We start from the raw sequence: 20524 nt of genomic DNA, 5'->3' as shown, positions 1-20524 counted from the left end.
GTCTCCTTACTCTGCGGCCACGGCGCCGTAACCGCCGCCGCCGCACATCTCGATCGTGACGAGATCGTCTTGCTGCAACACCAGGTTCGATTTGCCGTCGATCGCGATGTTCGCGCCCTGCCTGACCAGCGAGATGCGGCAGGCCCTGCCGGATTCGCCACCCTGCATGCCCCAGGGCGCAATCACCATCCGCTCGATGCAAGTGGTCAGGTGCATCGAGGGCGCGAGGATACGATAGGTGCGGACCGAGCCGTCGCCACCGCGATGGACCCCTGCGCCACCGGACCGCCGGCGGATGGCCTGCTGCTCGAGCCGGATCGCATAATTCGCCTCGATCACCTCGACCGGCGTGTTCGACGTGTTGGACAGATGCACCCGGGTTGCGGAGGTGCCGGCCCGATCGTGCCGCGCGCCTTCGCCGCCGCCATGGACCTCGTAGAGCATCTTCCACGATCCGTTCGGCCGCGGCTCGGCAAAGAACAGCACGCCCGCGGTGGTCGCCCCGCCCGCCGACAGGCGCTCGGGAATGGTGCCCTGCATGGCGCGGAAAATCGCATCGACGATGCGCATGGAGGTCTCGTGGTTGCCGGCGGCAACGGAGGCGGTCCAGCCGGGCTCGAGGATCGAGCCCGGGCGCGTGATGATGGTCAGAGGCCGCAGCGCGCCGGCGTTCTGCTGCATGTCGCGTCCGCTCATGATGCGCGCGGCATAGGCGACAGCCGAGCGCGCCATGAATGGCGTCGTGTTGCAAAAATTGGAGACGCGGTCGCAGCTTTCGGAGAGGTCAAAGATCGCCTCGTCGCCGCGAATGGTGATCTTGACGTGGATACGCGCCGGCGCGTTGTTCGCGCTGCCGTCGTCGAGGTAGTCCTCGCCTTCGTAGACGCCGTCCGGCAGGTCGCGCAACGCCTCGCGCATCTCGATCTCGGAGAGATCGTGCAGGCGCGATTGCGTCGCCACGAAGACGGCCTTGCCATGCTCGCGGCAGAGCTCGATAATGCGCTTTTCGCCGGCTTTGGTCGCCGCGATTTGCGCCAGAAGATCGCCCTCGCAGGATTCGGCGTCGCGGACATTGGCCTTGAGCAGCTGCACGATCGGCAGGTTGAGGCCGGCCGCGGTCGCGATCAGCACCGGCGGAATCCGCATCGCCTCCTGGAACGTGTCGATGGCCTTGGCAAAATAGCTGCCAGGCCAGGTGCCGCCGATATCGGGCCAGTGCGCGAGGCTGACCGCGAAGGCCACGATCTCGCCCTCGAAGAAGACGGGCCGCACGACCTTGACGTCATTGAGATGATTGCCGCCGAGCGCGCCGACATTATAGATCACGACGTCGCCGTCATTCAGGCTGTCGCGCGGCATCACCTTCAGTAACTCCGGGATGGTGTAGGCCATCGCGCCGAGATGGATCGGAATGTCGCGACCCTGCCCGACCAGGCCGCCGTAGCCATCGGTGATCGCCGACGACAGGTCGCCGGCCTCGCGCAGCAGCGGCGAGCGCGCCGAGCGCGTCATCACCAGGCTCATCTCCTCGGCCGCGGCCGAGAGGCCGTGCCTGATAACCTCGACGACGAACGGATCGAGCTTCATGCCGCCCCCCGCGTCAGGAATAGATTGCCGGCGGTATCAGGCTTTGCCTGCCAGCCCGGCGGCACTACCACAGTCGACCACGCATCTTCGATGATGGCCGGACCGCTGACGGTCTCCGTGAGCGCGGCGCGGTCGATGATTGCTGTCGCGATCTCGTGGACGCCGTCGAACGAGCAGCTGCGCGTATCCCTGGACTCCGCCCTCGCTGCCGTGGCCGGCCGGCTCACGACAGTCGTCGATGGGCGGCGGGCCTGAACCCGCACGGATTCAATCACGCAAGGCTCACCGGTCGCATAGCCGAACAGCGCGTGATGCCGCGCCAGGAAATCCAGCTTCAGCCTGGCGAAATCGAGCGGCAGCACGAAAGGCACCGGAATGGCGTCATTCTGCGCGGCATAGCGCATCAAGGCCACCAACTCGACCTGGATCTCCGCCTTCGCAACGCCGTTGGCGAGAAGCGGTGCCGAGGCATCGGCAGTCAAGGCCTCGATTCGCTCCGACACGCGCGCGAAATCGATGCCGTCGAGGGCGGCGCGAAGGGTCTGCTGCTGCAGGAAGCTGAAATCGGCGGTGAGGCAGCCCAGCGCCGAGAACGCACTCGAGGCGCTGGGCACGACGACCTCTGCGATCCCGTAGAGATCGGCGAGACCGGCCGCATGCATCGGGCCGCCGCCGCCGAACGCGAGCAGCGTGCAGTCGCGACCGTCGATGCCGCGCTCGACCGTGACACGGCGGAGCGCGCGGGCCATGGTCGCGTTCGCGACCTTGATGATGCCGAGCGCGGTTTCGGTGAGGCTCAGTCCGAGCGCGCGCGCGATCGGCTCGATGACGCGCTTTGCGGCCGCGATGTCGATCCCGATGCGGTCACCAAGCTTGGTCTCGGGATTGAGATAGCCGAGCACGGCATTGGCATCGGTGATTGTCGGCTCCGTGCCGCCGCGGCCGTAGCAGGCCGGTCCGGGCTCGGAGCCGGCGCTCTCCGGCCCGACCGCCAGGCCGCCGGGACCGTTACGCACGATCGATCCGCCACCCGCGCCGATGGAATGAACCGCGAGCATAGGCTGGCGCAGCGGCTTGTCGCCGAGCATGCGGCCGTCGGTCATCTCGGCCTGCCCATCCACGATGAGGCAGACGTCGGTCGTGGTGCCGCCCATGTCAAATGTCAGCATCCGCGAGGCGCCGAGCTGGCGCGCGATGCTGACGGAAGCCGAGACACCAGCGGCCGGGCCCGACATCGCCATCACCAAGGGCCGTCGCTTCACCGCCGAAATCGGAACCATCGCGCCGGCCGAATGAAACACCTGCAAGCCGGGGCCGATCGGCAGCCGCTGCTCCAACTCGCTCAGATATTCGACCGCGATCGGCATCGCGGCGGCATTGAATACGGTCGCGGAGGTCCGCTCATATTCGCGCGCCTCGGGATTGACCTCGTGCGAGAGCGAGACATGAGCGACGACATCCTTGAGCCGCTCACCCAGCATCTTTTCATGCACCGGATTGGCATAAGCGTGAAGCAGAGCGACCGCGACGCTCTGAACGCCGGTCTCCTTCAGCCAGGCCAGCAGACGCTCGATCTCCGCTTCCTCCAATGCCTTCAGCACCCGGCCCTCGTGATCGAGGCGCTCGGCGAGCCCGAAGCAGCGTTCGGGCGGCACCAGAGGCGGCGATTTCGGCGCAATGTCGAGACGATAAAGATCGCGGCGGCGATAGCGCGCGATCTCCAGCACATCGGCAAATCCTTCGGTCGCCACCAGCGCCACCTTCGGCAGCCGGTTCTCGACGATCGCGTTGGTCACGCGCGTGGTGCCATGGACGAAGCGCTTGACCTCGCTCTTGCGCAGGCCCACCGCCTCGATCGCCTCCAGCATTGCCTGAACCGGCGCCTGTGGGCGCGACGGCACCTTTGCGATCCGGGCCTCTGCGGTATCGCGCCTGATGGCGATGATGTCGGTAAAAGTGCCACCTATGTCGGTGCCGACTTCCCAGTGATTTTCGAAAGCGCTCATGTCTGGAGGTCAGCTACGCGCAACGTCCGAACCGGACGCCGGCTTCTGCCCGTCCATCACCACCCCGAATGCCGAACCGAGAGCGCTCATCATGCATCCCCTGTCATGCCATCGTCTGCGAGCGTGCGACAGAGCCGTGGCCTCCGATAGGGCCAGAGTTGCCGCAGTTCGCTGGGCCAGCAAGCAGCCGGCGCGGCGTACGGCGCAACCTGATGCACGTTTTGGTGCAGCCGTGCCTGCCCAGACGGCACGCGAGCGCGCGCCGTTCCACGCCAGAAACGTGCAGCGCAACACGGATTTCTCTGAGCAAATCGCGATGCCTAATGCACTGCAATCCAAGCGACCAAGATCAGCTGTCTAATTTGCAGGCGATCAATCGGCAGCGCGGGATATCCGCGGTGCCTATCAGCTATGCACGGGAGTCGGCTCAGCCCCTCTTTATTGTAGGATCAGCAAGAGAGCGTCTTGGCAGGATCGGATGATGCGTTGAGAGAAGCGCCGCCGATGCAGGCTGCGATTCTCGTAAGCAGCGGAGCAGCGTCCTCGATCACCCAGATGTCGTTCTTGTTCGCCCAGTCGAGCAGCTCGAGCCGCCGCTCCAGCCCCATGCTGACGCCGAGCGGATATTGATGCGACGGCGTGACCACGATCAGCCGCGCGCGTGGTGCGCGCCGAACTCCCTCCGAGACGACCAGCCCCTTGTCGTCGACCGGTACAGGAACGAGCTTTGCGCCGGCCGCGGTGAGCGCCCATCGCGCCTCGACGAAGCCGGGCTCCTCGATCCAGACCTCATCGCCGGGATCGAGGATCATCCGGCTGCAAAAATCCAGTGCGCCCGATGTGCCGGAGGTGACGACGACCTCTTCCGGCGAGCAAACGAGACCGCGCACCGAGCCGAGGAAGTTCGCGATCTCGCTCCGCAATCGCGGGCAAATGCAGTGGCACGGCCGAGGTCCGGTCGATGTGCATTCCCGCCAGGGATACGCGCTTGCTCGGGTGGCGGCTGTTGTCCATGTCTCGCCCGTCAGGCAACGCAGAAGATCATAACCCGGGTGAGCGAAGCGATACCCAGGACAACCGCGATTGGAGTCCCGGATGTCGCTTCGCTCATCCGGGCTAGCGAACACCACCACTCATCGTCATTCCGGTGCGCGCCAATTGGCGCGCCCCGGACCGACACCGCGTCTTTCGTTACACGCTCGCCTGGGTGACGAACTTCGTGTTGAGATAACCTTCGATCGCCTCGAGTCCGCCTTCGGAGCCGTAGCCGGAATCCTTGATGCCGCCGAACGGCACTTCGGGCAGCGCGAGGCCGTGATGGTTGATCGAGACCATGCCGCTCTCGATGTCGGCACCGATGGCCTGCATCGTCTTGGTCGAGGTGGTGTAGGCATAGGCCGCCAGGCCGTACGGCAGACGGTTGGCTTCGGCCACCACCTCGTCATAGCTACGGAAGGAGGTGATCGGCGCCAGCGGGCCGAACGGCTCCTCGTTCATGATGCGCGCATCGCGCGGCACGTCGGTCAGCACCGTCGGCTCGAAGAAGAAGCCTTCGTTGCCGATGCGCTTGCCGCCGGTCTTGACCTTGGCGCCGCGCTGGACCGCGTCGGAGACGAAGCCTTCCATGGCGTCGACGCGGCGCGGGTTCGCCAGCGGGCCCATACGGGTGTCCTTGTCGAGACCGTTGCCAACCTTGAGGCCCTTGGCCGCAGCGACGAACTTGTCGACGAAGGGCTGGTAGACGCTCTCATGCACCAGGAAGCGCGTTGGCGAGACGCAGACCTGGCCGGCGTTGCGGAACTTGTTGGCCGACAGGATCTTTGCGGCGTTGTCGAGGTCGGCATCCGCGAACACGATCGCCGGCGCATGGCCGCCGAGCTCCATGGTGACGCGTTTCATGTGCAGGCCGGCGAGCGCGGCCAGATGCTTGCCGACCGCGGTCGAGCCGGTGAAGCTGATCTTGCGGATGATCGGATGCGGGATGAGATATTCCGACACTTCAGCCGGCACACCGAACACCAGCTGGACGACGCCGGCAGGAATGCCCGCATCCGCATAGGCGCGCACCAGCTCCATGCAACTCGCCGGGGTCTCTTCCGGCCCCTTGACGATGATCGAGCAGCCGGCGGCGAGCGCGGCCGAGATCTTTCGCACGGCCTGGTTGATCGGGAAATTCCAGGGCGTGAAGGCTGCGACCGGGCCGACCGGCTCCTTGGTCACGAGTTGGGAGACATTGCCCATCCGCGGCGGCACGATGCGGCCATAGGCGCGGCGCGCTTCTTCCGCGAACCAGTCGATGAGGTCGCCGGCCAGCATGGTCTCGCCCTGCGCTTCCACCACGGGCTTGCCCTGCTCCATGGTCATCACGGGCGCGATCTCGGCGGCGCGCGAGCGGATGATGTCGGCGGCCTTGCGCATCAGCTTGTAACGGTCGAACGGCGAGGTCTTGCGCCAGATGTCGAAGCCGGCTTTGGCCGCGTCCAGCGCGCGGTCGAGATCCGCGCGCGAGGCGTGCGGGGTCTTGCCGATTGGCTGGCCGGTGGCGGGATTGAGGATGTCCTCCGACTTGCCGGACGACCCATCGGTCCACTCGCCGGCGATGAACATCTGAACTTTCGGGTACATCCTTGCTGTCTCCTGCATGATTTCGGTCGTCGACGGGGTTACTGCCGCCGTTTCGAGCGAGCGCAGAGCTACACCGAAAGGCGGCCGGCGAAAAGGCGTCAATGACGATTGGCCGCAAGGGCATTGCTGATCTGCTGACCCGACCGTATCGAGCCGCAGTTGCGCCTCAAATTCAGGCAGCCAGCGACGACCGCAAGCGCCGCCAGCCAATGATGATGCCGGTGATGGAGAATGCCAGCCCGAGCATACAGAGGCCGACGATCACGACATCACGAATGCGCGGGTGGGCCACTAAGACCGGGAAGTCGAGCGTGTGCAATGCACTGTAAAGCCAGCGGTAGGCGCGCCGCGACGGATCCAGTCTTTGCAGCATGCCGCCATCGGCGCCATCAATGTCGAACCAGAGATCGCCGCCACAGCGCGAGCGGTAGACTGGTGCACCCGGTATTGTGGAGAGCGCGGGGTAGTCGTCGTTATCAGGAAGGACGGACGGTGGGCCGCAGCCGACCGCAAGGCGCGCCGTCAGAGCCTGAATCTCGTGCACATCAAGGAATCCCGTGAGTCCATCCTGCGGCGCATCCCCTCTCCTGATCAAAGTCTGACGGCCGAGGGCAACCCGATCGCGCCGATAGACGTGGCCGCGGAAGGCGAACCATTCCGCCTCGCGAGCCGCCGGAGATATTGGCTGCCGATCGAGCGACGAGGCCTCGCGCCAATCCGGGGCGGCGTTCATTGGGCCGGCCTCTGTCGCGGTCAATTGCCCGCGCGAGAACAGCCGCCCGTGATCCATCGAGAGCCAGCCGCTGAAGATCCAGGTCAGCACGAAGACCGCCGTTGTCAAGCCGAGCAGGTGATGCAAGACGTGCCAGCCACGATAAGGCGAGGAGATTTGCCTCTTGTGAATCCTGATCCGCACGATCCCGAGTACAGCACCCAGCACAGCCGCGATCAGGGCCAGCAGCGATAGCGACCACACCATCCGATCCCATAGCGCCCAGTTGCTTCTCACAACGGTCGGATAGATCCAGTGCAGCACGCTGCCGGCAAGATTCCACCCGCGCTCGCGCCTCGTCGCATCCAAGACGATCTCACCGGTGAGCGACGAGACGTAGACTTCCGTCCCCGCCGCATCGCCGAGGGCCACGCGAAATAGGGGGCGATGACGATCGAAGCCGTTCGGTACGCTCCACTGATCGTAATCCGCACGGCCGACGATCGTCGCATGCGAGGCATCGATCTCGCGCTGGCGTGCATGAGCCTGCGCAACGGCCAGTGCGACATCGGCGGATTTCACCGACGCGTCGCTCCCGTCGGCCGCGCGGATCGCGCGCTGACGCGAGGGACCCGAGACGATGTAGACCGCGCCGTCGCTCCGCTGGATCAGCCGAACACGCGTGGCATCGGCGATCCCGCTCGCCGCAACGGCATCCACGACCGAGATCCTTGCCCCGTCGCGATCCACTGGCGTGAGTCCAGAAAATCGCTCCGCTTCCGTCAGCGACGGAAACGGAACGAAGTGCATCACGATTCCACTCGCGAACCACATCGCGAACAGCAGGCAGAACGCGATCCCGAGCCAGCGATGCGAGAGGACGATCGCGCCCATCATACGCTCAAGGCCTCACCATTTGAACGCCGCCGAGATCTCGTAGGTGCGCGGCGCGCCCAGCAGGATCTGATCGGGATAGAACGGATCGCCCCAGATCGCGTAGCGCTTGTCGGTGATGTTGCGGACACGGAAGGTCAGGCGGGCCTGGTCGACGGCATTGAAGACGGTCTTCGGGATATCGACGAAGGCGTAGACGTCGCCGACCGTGTAGGCGTTCATCGTCACCGTGTTGGCGTCGGTGTTGTAGCGGTCGCCGACATGCCGGCCGACGATGCCGAGCTCTACCGGCCATGGCGTGAAGAACCGGTACGACGCACCGGCATTCGCGACGATGCGCGGCACGTTCGGCGGCGTGTTGCCGGAGAACGAGCCACCGACGAAATTGTAGTCGGCATAGCGCGCATCGACATAGGCGATGTTGCCCCACAGCCGCAGCGGCTCGATCGGTCGCACCGAGGCGGCGAGCTCGACGCCCTTCGATTCCTGCCGCCCGGCGATATTGAGCGCCCGCCCGCCGGCCGCCGCATAGACATTCTTGCGCAGGATGTCGTAGGCCGAGAACGACCATTCCGCCCGGTTGTCCCAGAACAGGTGCTTGACGCCGGTCTCGTAGGTGCGCGCGGTGGTCAGGTCGAGCGGCTGGGTCGGCCCGAGCAGGAAGATGTTGTTGGCCGCGATGTCGGCGCCAGTGGCGTACTGGCTGAAGAAGGTCAGGCCGGGAACGGCCTCCCAGGTGTAGCCGATGCGGCCGGTGACCGGCGCCCAGTCTTTCGTGAAGGGAAAGCCTGCCTTCTCTAACCCGTTCTTGTCGGTCCAGTTGCGGTCGAGCCCGATGTGCTCGACACGCAGGCCGCCGATCAGCGCGAAACTGCGTGTCAGCTTCAACCGGTCCTCGAACGACAGCGCCTCGTTGTCGATGCGCGCGGTCTGCTGCTGCGTCGTGAGCAGACCGTAAAAGCCGCGGTTGGGATCGACCAGCGAAACGGAATCGCCTGGAAAATTTGCCGCGCCCGGCCTTACGAAATCGAGATAGCTCGACGAGAGCGTCGTGACCAGCCGGTTGTCGAAGCCCGCGAGATCGGTGTCCCAGATCAGGTCGGTAATGTTGCCGACCAGACGCTGGCTGTGTGCGACATAGAAGCGCTCGCGATCGACGAGGTTCGTGGTCGAGTTGAACGCCTCGACTTCGTTGTTGAACCAGGTCCGTTCTGCGCCGTAACCATAGGCCTGGCTCTTCAGCGTCAGGTCGGGCGCCAGCTTCAGCTCGAAGCCGCCGCGCAACCACACTTCCTGGGCGACGTTGCGGTTATCGAGGACGTTGTAATTGGTGTTGAAGGTGCGGTCGTCGATCGTGACCGCACCGAGATTGGTGCCGTTGTAGTTCGAGATGTAATTGCCGGACACGATCCCGCTCGTCGCGTGCGAACCGCTGAACGCGACCGGCACCAGCGGCGCGCCCCAATAGGCTTTGGAGCGATCCTCGCGGTACTCGACCGCGCCCCAGATCTTGAGACTGTCGGAGACACGGTAATTGAGCTGGCCGGACGCACTGAGCGTCTTGACGTTTGTGTCGTCGGCGAAGCCGTTGAGCGCGGAACGGCTGATGTCGAAGCGATAGTCGAGCCCCTGCACGTTCGTGCTGCCGCCGGAACCATAATGCGCACGGAACGAATTCAGCGAGTCCCAGGAGAAATCCGCCTCGTTGCGGATCGCTCCGGTATGCGGCTGCTTGGTGACGAAGTTGATCGCGCCGCCCGCGGCGCCCTCGCCCGAGATCAGCGAGGCCGGACCTTTCAGGAATTCCACGGCCTCCAGATTGGCGGTGTCGACGATCCGCGAGGTCATGTTCTGCGGACCGATCTTGATGCCGTTGTAGAGCGTGTTGATCTGGCTGTTGGTGAAGCCGCGCATCGAGAAGGCAGAAGGTTCAGCAGGATTGTCGCCGGAGGTGACGCCGACGGCGCCCTGCGCCACCTCGGACACTGTTCGATAACCCTGCTCGCGCATGGTCTCGGCGGAGATCACCTCGACCGTCGCGGGCGTCTGCCGCACCGTCAGGCCGAGCCGTGACGCACTTTCGGCAACGGCATTGCTGTTGAGCGGCGTTTGCGCCGTCGCATCCGGCGTGGCGGGTTTTGGTGCTGCGGATACAGCCGCCGCCCTGCGCGCTGCCGCGCGACGCGCGCCCGGTGCGTCCCGGGCAGCCGGCTTGCGCGGTTGGGCGGGCGATACCTCGACGGGCGGCAGCGGCTCCCGGGCTTGCTGCGCCAGTGCGGCCGGCAGATCAACAACGGCAAGTAATGTGAATGCGACGGAGGCAAGCGGGAAGCGGCGCGGTCGTACGTTACGGATGGAAGACACGGTATAGGACCTCGGTATGACGTCAGTGGCACGTCACAGCGAACGAGGTCTCACCCTTGGCCTTGAGCCGTCCGATGAAGCCGAATGTCTGTACTCCCCGACCGACATCTTCGCGTGTGACCACGGCTGACGGCAGGTCTCCTGGCTCGCGGGTCATGACCGCTTCGTCGCCTTCCCGGGACCGAGGACCCAGTGGCTCGTGACGAAGGATTATCCGCTCACAGTTGCGGGGGCAGCCACGGTATTGGGGACAACGCCCCGCACCGCATTCCCTTTTCATTCCCTCTCGGGAAAACCGTCACGAGCATCTAGGATTACCACCAGGACAGAGTCAATGTGGCAGTTGCGGCGTTGTGGCCACAGCGACCAACTTCCTTGGAGATAAGCATGGAAGGCGAGACCCTCCTCTGGTTGATACGGCATGCGGCCGTCGAGGGCGCGGCCGGAGCGATCCATGCAGACGATGCGCGGGCCGATCTCGGCGATCACGCGGCATTGGCGGCTCTGCGGCAGCGCTTGCCGCCGGACGCCACCAGCTATGCCAGCCCGTCGCGGCGCACGGTCGAGACGGCGCGCGCACTGGGGCTCGCACCGGAGTTGGTCAGCGAATTCCGCGAGCAGGATTTCGGTGACTGGACCGGCCATCGGCATGACGAGCTCGCCGCGACCGGTGGCGATGCCTATCCGCAGTTCTGGCGCGATCCGGCGCGCGGACGGCCGCCGAACGGCGAAAGCTTTGTCGATCAGGTCGCGCGCGTCCGGCTGGGTCTGTCGCGGATTGGCGCAGGCTCCGCAGCGCTGGTCGTACATTCCGGCACCATCCGCGCCGCGCTCTGCATCGCGCTGGACCTGACACCGCAAGCCGCCTTGCGCTTCGTGATCGATCCGCTGTCGCTCACCCGGATCGATCGGCTCGCGAACGGCTGGCGCGTCGTTTCCGTCAATCAGCGCATCAGCTAGGCCGATCCGGTACGTTGGCCTGTGCGAACGTCGCCATTCCGTTGTGAAGCGCACAGGCCGAGCGGACCAGCGGCAGCGCGATGGCCGCACCCGATCCTTCGCCAAGCCTGAGATCGAGGCTGATCAGCGGCTGCACGTCCAGGGCTCGAAGCACGAGGCGATGCCCCTGCTCTGCCGATTGATGCGAGGGCAACAGGTAAGGCTGGCACGACGGATTGAGCCGCACTGCTGCCAGGGCCGCGACCGACACGATGAAGCCGTCGATCAGCACAGGGATGCGGCTCTGCGCGGCCGCAATGATTGCACCTGAGATCGCCGCGATCTCGAGGCCGCCGACGGCGCACAGGATCTTCTCGGCCGAGGCTCCGGCAACGCCGTGGCGTGCAATCGCCGCATCGATCACCCGCGCCTTGTGCGCGCGGCCCAATGCATCGACGCCGGTGCCGCTGCCCGCGATCTCCTCGGCGCTCACGCCGAGCAGGCTCGCCGCGATCGCCGCTGACGTCGTGGTGTTGCCGATGCCCATCTCGCCGAAGATCAGCAAATCGGGCTGACTGGCCTCGGCGCGCACCACCGCGCGCTTGCCGGCTTCGAAGGCGAAGGCCAATTCCGCCGGCGTGAGCGCAGCCTCGACGCTGAAATCGCGCGTGCCGCTGCGCGGCTTGTCGGTGACGACGCCCGCCATCTCCCCCAGGGCCAGCGTGCCCGCGTCGATCACCTCCAGGCTCGAACCCAGGTTACGTGCCAGCACCGAGATCGCGGCGCCGCCTGCCGCAAAATTCGCCATCATCGCGATGGTCACGGCTTGCGGATAGGCCGACACGCCTTGCGCGACGATGCCGTGATCGCCCGCGAAGATGATGATCGGCACGCGCGCCGCACGCGGCCGCTCAGTCGCTTGCAAGCCCGCAAGCTCGATCGCGAGCTGCTCGAGCCGGCCGAGCGCGCCGGTCGGCTTCGTCAGTTGCGCCTGCCGCGTAGCGGCCGCCTCGCGATGGACTGCGGAGATCTCGGGGCAGTTCCGGTAAACCCATTCGGGAAGCATGCTGCCTCAACGCCTTCGCTTGAGAATGTAACTGTCCATGATCCAGCCGTGCCGCTCACGCGCCTCTTGCCGCGACGCGACGATGCGCGGGCCGACCTCGGCCAGCACGCCGGACATGATGATCTGATCGGGCATGCCGAGATAGGCCCCCCACCAAATGTGGAGCCCGGCCGGATCGAGCGACTGAAACGCCGTGCCGCCGTCGAGCATCACCACCACGGTATCGACGCCTTGCGGCCAGCCGCCGTCGCGCAAACGCCGACCCGTCGTCACCAGGAACGGCTCGCCGATATCGTTGAGTGGTAGCGCATGCGCGGCGCACAGCGCCTGGATCGAGGTGATGCCGGGTACGACTTCGATATTCGGTAGTGGATCGAGCCGGCGCGCAATGCGTAGCGAAGAGTCGTAGAGCGATGGATCGCCCCAGATCAGCAACGCGACCTTGCCGTCACCTTGGCGATGCCTCGCGATGGTCTGCGACCAGGTCGCGGCCACCGCATCATGCCAATCGTCGACGCCCTTGCGGTAATCAGCTTCACCGCCATCGCGCACGGGAAGATCGAATTCGGCGATGACTGCCTTGTCGCTGGCGAGCACCTCGGCGCAGATCGTCCGTCTGAGATCCGCAAGATCGGACTTCGCAGTCCCCTTGCGCGGGATCAGGACGAGATCGGCCTCATTGATGGCTTGAATCGCGGCGCGCGTGAGCTGCTCGGGATCGCCGCAACCGATACCTATCAGAGAGAGCGTGAGCATCGCGAGCGCGACGGGCGGCCGCTGCGGCCGCCCATTCGCTTGTCTCTCAGGCCGCGTTGTGCAGGCGCGGCGTGACGAGGCCGGGCGCAGTGACGCCACGCAGCGATTTCGCCAGCGCCAGCACGGCGAGATCGGCGAGCGGCTCGATCACGACGACCAGCGCATAGGATCCGGCAAACGCCGCGATGTTGGCGAGGTTGGTCGCGCCGAAGCCGGAGCCGTAAAGCGCCCAGAACGCCACCCACGCGACGATGCCGGACTGATAGGCGGTCGAGAGCGCCAGCGCTTGGCGGTATTGCAGATCGACGTAGGCGGTATTGCGCGGAATGATCCGCGTCGCGAGCGCCTGGATCGCAAACAGCGGCACCAGGAGCGTGGTGACGTTCATGCCATATTGCGGCAGGTCGGTCGGCACGAACAACACGCCCTGGAGCAAGAGGCCGAACGCGAGGCCAAAGGCTGCGGGCGCAGCACCAAACAGCAGGAATAGGGTCGAGCCGAGGATGAAGTGCACCTCGGACACGCCGACCGGGAAGTGCGGCAGGATTTGGAAGAAGGTGAAGACAAGGCCCGTGGTGGCCAAGGTGCGCGCCGCGAACGAGCCAACGCCCTGCTCGCGCACGGTTTCGGCCGCGAGCTTGAAGGCAACGCCGCCTGCGGCGATGCCGGTTGCGTAACTCAACACGAGCTTGGCGCCCGTCACGATCCCGGGTTCGATATGCATGGTTCAATTCCTTCCTGCCGTCACACCCGACGGCCTTGGCCTCGAAATTTGCAGGGCCGGTCTCCTGGCTCGCGGTTCACTGGGATTCTCCGGCCTTCCCGGACCTTGCGGCCCAGTGGCTGATCGGAGCCCCTCACCGCTTACAGTCGCGGGGGCGGCTGGGGTTTTGGGCGCCGCAATTGGGTCCGCCCACCCCCATTCCCGTTTATGCTCCGGCGCTTTGCGCCGCGTTGAGCACCATGCCTCTCTTGTGTGCCCCTTTCGTATCGCAGGCGTCAAGGGGCGACTGGCTGCGGGAGCCGTCATGACGGATATTCCCCGGCCAGCGCGCCGAACAGAATCACGGCGGCGGTGGAAGCCGCCCCACCGCGCGCAAGCTGCTCGGCGAGCTCGACAATGGTGGTGCGGACCAGCCGTTCGTCCGATCTCCCGAGAGATTCGGCGAACAGCGCCGGGGTGCTTGGCGCGAGGCCATGCGCGATCAATTTTGCGGCAAGCGCCGGAAAGGTGCGCCTGCCCATATAGACCACAGTCGTCGCCTCGGGGTCGGCCAGCGCCGCCCAATTCAGGTTTGGTGGCAATTCCCCGGTGACATCGGCCCCGGTCACGAACTGCACCCGTCGCGAGGTGTGCCGTCGGGTCAGCGGAATTCCTGCTCGCGCCGCGGCGACGCAAGCTGAGGTGACTCCGGGAACGATCTCGTAGCCGATGCCGGCCTCCCGCAGCGTTTCGATCTCTTCCTCGAGCCGGCCGAAAATGCCGGCATCGCCCGACTTCAGCCGCACCACGCGCACGCCGGTTGCGGCATAGTCGACCAGGAGACGGTTGACATGGTGCTGCTTGGTCGAAGGACGCCCGGCCCGCTTTCCCACCGCGACAAGATTGGCCCCGGGCCGCGCGAGGTCGAGGATCGCGCCGGACGCAAGGTCGTCATAGAGCACGACGTCCGCCTCGCGCAGCCGCGCGGCGCCCTTCACGGTGAGGAGCTCGGGATCGCCGGGACCGGCGGAGACGAAGGAGACAAAACCGCTCACCGGTCCTCCGCGATCAGATGAAAGAACGTGCCGGTGGCATGGCCACGGCGCGAGCCGGTCTCGGCAATGACGGTGCCGGTTGCATCGTGCACCACGGCCAGCGGCGTATCGGGTTGGGCAAGGATGGTCGAATAGTGGAACTCATGGCCGCGCAGGCGTGCGCCGGCCTCATGCCCCGGCATCGGCGCAGCCAGTTCGGCGAGGCGATAGCCCAGATGCATGCGGCGCTTGGCAAAGCTGGTCTCCAGGCCGAGCAGCCCCGCCATCTCATGGCGGACGCCGTCGGCATCGGTCAAAGCGGCACCCAGCACCATATAGCCCCCGCATTCGCCGTGCACGGGCCGCGTCTCCGCGAAGCCGCGAAGGCCGCTGCGAAAGCGCGCGTTGGCCGCGATCCTGCCGGCATGAAGCTCGGGATAGCCGCCCGGCAGCCAGCACACGTTGGCGCTTGCATCGGGTGCTTCGTCAGCCAGCGGCGAGAACGGCACTATCTCGGCGCCCGCCGCGCGCCAGGCTTCCAGCATATGCGGATAGACGAACGAGAATGCCGCATCCCGAGCCAGCGCAATGCGCTGGCCCGGCGGCGTCACATTCAAACCGTTCGTTGCAGGATGCGGCGACCATTTGGCTGCCGATTGCAGCACCGCATCGAGATCGACGTGCTCGGCGATAAAGCGCGCGGCCTCGTCGATCAGCTTGCCGATCTCCGCCTGCTCCTCGGCCTGCACGAGGCCAAGATGCCGCTTCGGCAGGCTGATCTCGGCATGGCGCGGCAGCGCGCCGAACACGGCAATGCCGACCTCGTTCAGCGCGCGCCGCACGAGGTCTTCATGACGCGGGCTGGCGACGCGGTTGAGCACGACGCCCGCAAGGCGCACGCCGGGGCGATAGTCGCGAAGGCCCGCGGCAATCGCCGCCGCCGTCTGCGCCTGTCCCGAGGGATCGATCACCAGCACCACCGGCCAGCCCAGCATCTCCGCAATGTCCGCGGTCGCACCTGTGCCGGAGACGCCACGTGCGGCGACACCGTCGAACAGGCCCATCGAGCCCTCGGCGAGCACGACGTCGGCATCGGCACCGCGGCCGACGAGGTGCGCAATGCTCACGCGATCCATCGCCCAGCTGTCGACGTTGACGGAGGCGCGCCCCGTCGCCGCGGCGTGGAACGCGGGATCGATATAGTCAGGGCCGCTCTTGAAGCACTGCACGTTCAGGCCGCGATTGCGCCAGGCGCGGGCGAGCGCCAGGGTCAGCGTGGTCTTGCCCACTCCGGAGGCAGGTGCGGAGATGACGAGGCCCGCCGCCATCACGATACCTCCGGAAAGCGCGGCTCGGCGCCGACCGGCCGATAGCGGCGGTCGTAATCGGCGGCATAGAGGCGGCTCTCGTCGAAATCCGCAGCGCCAAGCGTCTTGCCGACCAGGATCAGCGCGGTGCGCTCCATCTCGCCGCCCACGGCCGCATCGAGAGTGCCGAGTGTCGCGCGGACGATACGCTGGTCCGGCCAGCTCGCGCGCCACACGATCGCGACCGGGCAGTCCGCACCGTAGTGAGGCGTCAGCTCGGCCACGACCTGATCGAGCAGATGGATCGACAGGTGAATTGCGAGCACCGCGCCGGTCGCGGCGAATGCAGCGAGCTTCTCGCCTTCAGGCATCGCGCTGGCGCGGCCCGGCGTGCGCGTCAGCACCACGGTCTGAGCCAGGCCCGGCAAAGTCAGTTCGGCCTCCAGCGCCGCCGCCGCAGCCGAGAATGAGGGCACGCCGGGTGTCAGCGTGTAGGGAATTCCGAGCGCACGCAGACGGCGGAGCTGCTCGCCCATCGCCGACCAGATCGAGAGATCGCCGGAATGCAGCCGCGCGACGTCCTTGCCCTCGGCATGCGCGGCGGCGATCTCCGCGATGATCTCCTCGAGCGAAAGCGGCGCGGTGTTGACGATGCGCGCACCGGCCGGGCAATGCGCCAGCACGCCCGCGGGCACCAGCGAGCCCGCATAGAGGCAGACCGGACAGGCCGCGATCAGGTCGCGGCCGCGCAAGGTCAAGAGATCGGCAGCGCCAGGCCCGGCGCCGATGAAATGCACCGTCATGCGCCGTCTCCTTCGGCAATCGCCGCGGTTGCGGTGCGATCCTTCGAGACCATACGCGTCCCAATCAACCGCGCGCGAGGACCGGCGGCAGCGAGCGCCGCAGCTTCGGCGACCGATCCTGTGCCGAACTTTTCCGCGACAAGCGTCGACTGCGTCGGCGTGTCGATGCCCGCCAGCCTATCGGCCGGAACCGCCATGATCGGCACACCGCACTCACGTGCGAGCTGCTTCAGCACCTCTGCGTTGGCCTTGTCGATGACAGTTGCCACCGCCGCGAGCCCCTCGGGGCCGCCCGCCGCCAGAAGCGCTTCGCGCAGCGAAGCCAGCGTGACATCCTGTCTGAACCCGAGCCCGGCAACCTTCATCGGTTCGTACTCCACTGCACCACGGGCCGCGCGGCCTTCCACGACCGGTAGCGGCCGAGCGGAGCGGCATGGGCGATCTCGACCCGCATCAGCTCGCCGCCATGGCGCTGATGCAGCTCGCCGAGCAGCGCTTCCGTCTCCAGCGTCACGGCATGCGCGACGACTCGAGTGCCAGGCGCGAGCCGCGCCCAGACGGCGTCGAACAGCGCGCCATCGAGGCCACCGCCGATGAAGACGGCGTCCGGCGGATCCAGCGCCGCGAGAGCTTCGGGCGCTTTGCCTGCGACGACGTTGATCCGATGCTCCAGTCCGAACTCGGCCGCGTTGCTGCGGATGTTGGCAGCCCGATCGTCCCGCGCCTCGACCGCGATCGCCGTTCCGCCGCACAGCGCCCATTCGATCGAGATCGATCCCGAACCCGCGCCAACATCCCACAGCCTCCTACCGGGACACGGCGCCAGCGCCGAAAGCGCCAAGGCCCGCATCGGCCGCTTGGTGATCTGCCCGTCGTGAGCGAAGAAATCGTCCGGCAGGCCAGAGCTGCGAGACAGTCCATGCCCTCCCTCCGCCTCCAGCGCCACCGCAATCAGGTTTCCAGCCGAAGCGCGCGTATGGCTTTCAGCGCGATATTCTCTGATGCTTTCATTCGGCCCGCCGAGCGCGGCGAGAATCCAGAATGCGGAAGCCCCCCATCCGCGCTCGCTCAGCCATCTCGCGAGGTCGCCGGCCGCCTTGGCGTCACGCAGGAGACAGATGATCCGCGCCCCATGCGCCAAATGCGGCACGAGACGTTCGAAAGGCGCGGCGTGAAGTCCGAGGCAAATCACGGATTCCAGCCGCCAGCCCAGCCGCGCGGCGGCAAGCGAGAAGGTCGATGGCGCGGGATGCGCGATCCACTCGTCACCATGGAGCTTCTCGGCGAGACTTGCCCCGGCGCCATGCCAGAACGGATCGCCTGAGGCGAGCACGGCCGTCGGCCTACCGCGACAGCTCAGCACGATGTTTGCGTCGAACGGCACGGGCCACGGGCGTCCGCGGCTGCCGACATCCGCGAGCGCAAGATGACGCCCGCCACCGAACACGGTTTCTGCCCTGGCTAGCGCCTTTCGGCTTGCTTCGGACAGCCCGGCAAGGCCATCTTCGCCGATACCGATGATCGTCAGCCAGGGATCAGCCATGACGCGCGCCCTCATTCTGGGCGGAACGAGCGACGCGAGCGTGCTCGCAACGGCGATCGCGCGCGCCGGCATTGGCGCCGTGTATTCGTACGGCGGCCGCACCCGCGCGCCGGCCGACCAGCCGCTGCCGACCCGCATCGGCGGCTTCGGCGGCGCGAGCGGCCTTGCCGACTACGTTCGTCGTGAGCGCATCACGCATGTCATCGACGCGACGCATCCATTCGCAGCCGAGATGAGCCGGAACGCGGTCGAGGCGTGCACGGAGACGGCCACGCCGCTGATTGCGCTCGAACGCGCGCCCTGGACGAAAGCGCCCGGCGACAATTGGATCGAGGTCGTCGACGTCAACGCCGCCGTCGCCGCGCTGCCCGAGGTGCCGGCAAACGTATTTCTCGCCATCGGCCGTCAGCACATCGCGCCATTCGCGACGAAGCCGCAGTACAACTATACGCTGCGCTTCGTCGATCCGCCCGAAGCGCCCCTGCCCTTCGAGGCCGATATGATCGTGTCCCGCGGCCCCTTCACCCTCGACGGAGAGCTGGAGCTGCTGCGCACACGCGGCATCTCGTGGATCGTCGCCCGGAATTCCGGCGGCGACGGCGCGCGCGCCAAGATCGACGCCGCCCGCAGGCTCGGCCTGCCCGTGATCATGATCTCGCGGCCAGAACTGCCCGCGCGGTTGCGGGTGGAGAGCGTCGTCGAGGTGATGCAGTGGCTCGGTCATCGCACCTGCCTCGGTGCATAGATCCAGCGGCCGACGCGGCGCGTCTGCGAGTTGCCGACGATCACCAGCGTGCGCATGTCGGCCATTTCGGCCCGGGCCTCGTTCAGCGTCACGGTCTCGATCTTCTCGTCGGCAGCACTGATCGCACGCGCGAAGATCACCAGGCGCTCGCCGCAGCCGGCTTGCCGAAGCACCGCAAGCGCGCGGCCAAATCCTTCCGGCCGGCTCGCCGAGCGCGGATTGTACATCGCGATGGCGAAATCGGCTTCCGCAGCGAGTCGAAGACGCTTCTCGATCACCGTCCACGGCTTGAGATTGTCGGAGAGATTGATCGCGCAAAAATCATGGCCGAGCGGCGCGCCGGTGCGGGCGGCCGCCGCCAGCATCGCAGTGATGCCGGGCAGCACACGGATCGGCAGTTCCTGCCATTGCGGCGTCTGCTCGAGCGCCTCGAACACCGCGGAGGCCATCGCGAATACGCCGGGATCGCCGGAGGAAACGACCACGACCTGTCTGCCCTCTGCAGCTAGCCGCAGCGCTTCGCTCGCACGCTGCAGCTCCTCGCGATTGTCAGATGGATGCAGCTCGAGCCCGGCCCGCGGCGGCACGCGTGCGACATAGGGCGCATAGCCCAGAATGTCGGTGGCGGCGGCAAGCGCCGCGGAGACTTCCGGCGTCACCAGCGTGTCGCTGCCCGGCCCGAGGCCCGCGATGGTCAGCGTGCCCGTCATTCGGCAGCGTCCAGATGCCGGCCCTTGCCGTGCACGAGCACGATCGCGAAGTAAGGGCAATCGGCAGCATCGATCTCGGCAAGCCGCACCACGCGCTCGCCCGGCATGGTGCCGCGCTCGACCAGCCAGGCGTCATCCAGCCTGCCTGCGGAGCGAAGCGCGCGTTGCACCTTTGCGAGATTACGGCCGGTCTTCATGACGACGAGCGCATCGGAATCGCGCATGCGCCGCTCGAGCTCGTCTTCGGCGAGCGTGCCCATCAGCACCGTCGTCACGTCATCGCCGAGCGCGATCGGCTGTCCAACGCCATTCCAGCAGCCGACCATCCCGGGAATTCCGGCGATCACCTCGATCTCGACGCGGCCTTGCAGGCGCGTGTGCAGATGCATGAAGGAGCCGTAGAAGTAGGGATCGCCCTCGCAGAGCACGACGACGTCGACCGCGCGCGAAAGCCGTGCCAGGCGCTCGGCCCATTCGTCGTAGAAGCCGGCGAGCATTTGCACGTAGTCAGGACTGTCGAAGGCGATCTCGGTCGTGACCGGATATTCCATGGGATATTCGGTGACGCCGGCAGCGAGCATGCCCTCGACGATGCGGCGCGCCTGCCCCGGCCTGCCCTTCTTGCGGAAATAGGCGACGTGCTGCGCGCCGCGCACCGTGCGATCGGCGCGCACGCTCATCAGATCGGGATCGCCTGGGCCGAGACCGCAGCAGATGATGCGTCCCATGG

Annotated in this window: 18 protein-coding genes and 2 riboswitches; of the genes, 2 read left to right on the top strand and 16 right to left on the bottom strand. The window is 66.5% G+C overall.

Annotated elements, in window-relative coordinates; genetic code table 11:
- Positions 1-6 precede the first annotated feature (6 nt).
- From P6U28_RS08755 to P6U28_RS08730, 6 genes are all read right to left on the bottom strand, one after another.
- Positions 7-1587 (bottom strand): hydantoinase B/oxoprolinase family protein, encoded by a 1581-nt coding sequence (locus P6U28_RS08755; protein WP_122403977.1) that lies wholly within the window; start codon positions 1585-1587, stop codon positions 7-9.
- Positions 1584-3593, bottom strand: a complete 2010-nt coding sequence (locus P6U28_RS08750; protein ID WP_122403978.1) for a hydantoinase/oxoprolinase family protein — start codon at positions 3591-3593, stop codon at positions 1584-1586. Before P6U28_RS08750 ends, P6U28_RS08755 begins: the two co-directional genes overlap by 4 nt.
- 449 nt (positions 3594-4042) lie before the next feature.
- Positions 4043-4516: an aminotransferase class I/II-fold pyridoxal phosphate-dependent enzyme gene (locus P6U28_RS08745; protein WP_244607682.1), complete on the bottom strand. Its 474-nt coding sequence runs from the start codon at positions 4514-4516 to the stop codon at positions 4043-4045.
- Between the two features lie 268 nt (positions 4517-4784).
- Positions 4785-6218: an NAD-dependent succinate-semialdehyde dehydrogenase gene (locus P6U28_RS08740; protein ID WP_174221589.1), complete on the bottom strand. Its 1434-nt coding sequence runs from the start codon at positions 6216-6218 to the stop codon at positions 4785-4787.
- Positions 6219-6390: 172 nt separating this feature from the next.
- The gene (locus P6U28_RS08735; RefSeq protein WP_122403980.1) at positions 6391-7827 is read right to left on the bottom strand and encodes a PepSY domain-containing protein; all 1437 of its coding nucleotides are present in this window, start codon (positions 7825-7827) and stop codon (positions 6391-6393) included.
- 12 nt (positions 7828-7839) lie between these two features.
- Positions 7840-10188, bottom strand: coding sequence for a TonB-dependent receptor (locus P6U28_RS08730; RefSeq protein WP_407122065.1), 2349 nt, complete (start codon positions 10186-10188; stop codon positions 7840-7842).
- 113 nt (positions 10189-10301) lie between these two features.
- A riboswitch (cobalamin riboswitch) is annotated at positions 10302-10503 on the bottom strand.
- Positions 10504-10575: 72 nt separating this feature from the next.
- Here P6U28_RS08730 and P6U28_RS08725 point away from each other — a divergent pair.
- The gene (locus P6U28_RS08725) at positions 10576-11148 is read left to right on the top strand and encodes a histidine phosphatase family protein (RefSeq protein WP_162500343.1); all 573 of its coding nucleotides are present in this window, start codon (positions 10576-10578) and stop codon (positions 11146-11148) included.
- Here the strand turns inward: P6U28_RS08725 and cobT are convergent.
- From cobT to cbiE, 8 genes are all read right to left on the bottom strand, one after another.
- Positions 11141-12193 (bottom strand): nicotinate-nucleotide--dimethylbenzimidazole phosphoribosyltransferase, encoded by a 1053-nt coding sequence (gene cobT, locus P6U28_RS08720; RefSeq protein WP_122403983.1) that lies wholly within the window; start codon positions 12191-12193, stop codon positions 11141-11143. The genes P6U28_RS08725 and cobT overlap by 8 nt on opposite strands.
- 6 nt (positions 12194-12199) lie before the next feature.
- Positions 12200-12949: a precorrin-6A synthase (deacetylating) gene (cobF, locus tag P6U28_RS08715; RefSeq protein ID WP_122403984.1), complete on the bottom strand. Its 750-nt coding sequence runs from the start codon at positions 12947-12949 to the stop codon at positions 12200-12202.
- 46 nt (positions 12950-12995) lie between these two features.
- On the bottom strand, positions 12996-13673 hold the full coding sequence (locus P6U28_RS08710) for an energy-coupling factor ABC transporter permease (RefSeq protein ID WP_122403985.1): 678 nt from the start codon (positions 13671-13673) through the stop codon (positions 12996-12998).
- Positions 13674-13709: 36 nt separating this feature from the next.
- Positions 13710-13930: riboswitch (cobalamin riboswitch) on the bottom strand.
- Positions 13931-13975: 45 nt separating this feature from the next.
- A complete protein-coding gene (gene cobA, locus P6U28_RS08705) occupies positions 13976-14707 on the bottom strand; it encodes a uroporphyrinogen-III C-methyltransferase (RefSeq protein ID WP_122403986.1) in 732 nt (243 codons plus the stop codon).
- Positions 14704-16014, bottom strand: coding sequence for a cobyrinate a,c-diamide synthase (locus P6U28_RS08700; RefSeq protein ID WP_122403987.1), 1311 nt, complete (start codon positions 16012-16014; stop codon positions 14704-14706). Before P6U28_RS08700 ends, cobA begins: the two co-directional genes overlap by 4 nt.
- Positions 16014-16796: a precorrin-4 C(11)-methyltransferase gene (gene cobM / locus P6U28_RS08695; protein ID WP_122403988.1), complete on the bottom strand. Its 783-nt coding sequence runs from the start codon at positions 16794-16796 to the stop codon at positions 16014-16016. The genes P6U28_RS08700 and cobM overlap by 1 nt, the downstream gene beginning before the upstream one ends.
- Complete coding sequence (locus P6U28_RS08690) at positions 16793-17161, bottom strand: cobalamin biosynthesis protein (RefSeq protein WP_162500344.1); 369 nt, start codon at positions 17159-17161, stop codon at positions 16793-16795. The genes cobM and P6U28_RS08690 overlap by 4 nt, the downstream gene beginning before the upstream one ends.
- On the bottom strand, positions 17158-18339 hold the full coding sequence (gene cbiE / locus P6U28_RS08685; RefSeq protein ID WP_122403989.1) for a precorrin-6y C5,15-methyltransferase (decarboxylating) subunit CbiE: 1182 nt from the start codon (positions 18337-18339) through the stop codon (positions 17158-17160). The genes P6U28_RS08690 and cbiE overlap by 4 nt, the downstream gene beginning before the upstream one ends.
- Here cbiE and P6U28_RS08680 point away from each other — a divergent pair.
- Entirely contained in the window at positions 18338-19084 is a 747-nt protein-coding gene (locus P6U28_RS08680) for a cobalt-precorrin-6A reductase (protein WP_122403990.1), read from the top strand. The genes cbiE and P6U28_RS08680 overlap by 2 nt on opposite strands.
- Here the strand turns inward: P6U28_RS08680 and cobJ are convergent.
- Positions 19060-19794, bottom strand: a complete 735-nt coding sequence (gene cobJ / locus P6U28_RS08675) for a precorrin-3B C(17)-methyltransferase (protein WP_122403991.1) — start codon at positions 19792-19794, stop codon at positions 19060-19062. The genes P6U28_RS08680 and cobJ overlap by 25 nt on opposite strands.
- Positions 19791-20522: a precorrin-2 C(20)-methyltransferase gene (locus tag P6U28_RS08670; protein WP_122403992.1), complete on the bottom strand. Its 732-nt coding sequence runs from the start codon at positions 20520-20522 to the stop codon at positions 19791-19793. Before P6U28_RS08670 ends, cobJ begins: the two co-directional genes overlap by 4 nt.
- Positions 20523-20524: the final 2 nt, after the last annotated feature.

Source organism: Bradyrhizobium sp. STM 3561, assembly GCF_045571455.1.
GTDB classification, from domain to species: Bacteria; Pseudomonadota; Alphaproteobacteria; order Rhizobiales; family Xanthobacteraceae; genus Bradyrhizobium; species Bradyrhizobium vignae.
The sequence above is the reverse complement of the archived record's forward strand: the minus strand, read 5'-3'. Positions and strand labels throughout refer to the sequence as shown.

What these genes read in the sequence shown, in the direction of transcription:
- P6U28_RS08755 (WP_122403977.1), bottom strand. Translation starts at nt 1,587, where the DNA reads ATGAAGCTCGATCCGTTCGTCGTCGAGGTTATCAGGCACGGCCTCTCG.
- P6U28_RS08750 (WP_122403978.1), bottom strand. Translation starts at nt 3,593, where the DNA reads ATGAGCGCTTTCGAAAATCACTGGGAAGTCGGCACCGACATAGGTGGC.
- P6U28_RS08740 (WP_174221589.1), bottom strand. Translation starts at nt 6,218, where the DNA reads ATGTACCCGAAAGTTCAGATGTTCATCGCCGGCGAGTGGACCGATGGG.
- P6U28_RS08735 (WP_122403980.1), bottom strand. Translation starts at nt 7,827, where the DNA reads ATGATGGGCGCGATCGTCCTCTCGCATCGCTGGCTCGGGATCGCGTTC.
- P6U28_RS08725 (WP_162500343.1), top strand. Translation starts at nt 10,576, where the DNA reads ATGGAAGGCGAGACCCTCCTCTGGTTGATACGGCATGCGGCCGTCGAG.
- cobT (WP_122403983.1), bottom strand. Translation starts at nt 12,193, where the DNA reads ATGCTTCCCGAATGGGTTTACCGGAACTGCCCCGAGATCTCCGCAGTC.
- cobF (WP_122403984.1), bottom strand. Translation starts at nt 12,949, where the DNA reads ATGCTCACGCTCTCTCTGATAGGTATCGGTTGCGGCGATCCCGAGCAG.
- P6U28_RS08710 (WP_122403985.1), bottom strand. Translation starts at nt 13,673, where the DNA reads ATGCATATCGAACCCGGGATCGTGACGGGCGCCAAGCTCGTGTTGAGT.
- P6U28_RS08700 (WP_122403987.1), bottom strand. Translation starts at nt 16,014, where the DNA reads ATGGCGGCGGGCCTCGTCATCTCCGCACCTGCCTCCGGAGTGGGCAAG.
- cobM (WP_122403988.1), bottom strand. Translation starts at nt 16,796, where the DNA reads ATGACGGTGCATTTCATCGGCGCCGGGCCTGGCGCTGCCGATCTCTTG.
- P6U28_RS08690 (WP_162500344.1), bottom strand. Translation starts at nt 17,161, where the DNA reads ATGAAGGTTGCCGGGCTCGGGTTCAGACAGGATGTCACGCTGGCTTCG.
- P6U28_RS08680 (WP_122403990.1), top strand. Translation starts at nt 18,338, where the DNA reads ATGACGCGCGCCCTCATTCTGGGCGGAACGAGCGACGCGAGCGTGCTC.
- cbiE (WP_122403989.1), bottom strand. Translation starts at nt 18,339, where the DNA reads ATGGCTGATCCCTGGCTGACGATCATCGGTATCGGCGAAGATGGCCTT.
- cobJ (WP_122403991.1), bottom strand. Translation starts at nt 19,794, where the DNA reads ATGACGGGCACGCTGACCATCGCGGGCCTCGGGCCGGGCAGCGACACG.
- P6U28_RS08670 (WP_122403992.1), bottom strand. Translation starts at nt 20,522, where the DNA reads ATGGGACGCATCATCTGCTGCGGTCTCGGCCCAGGCGATCCCGATCTG.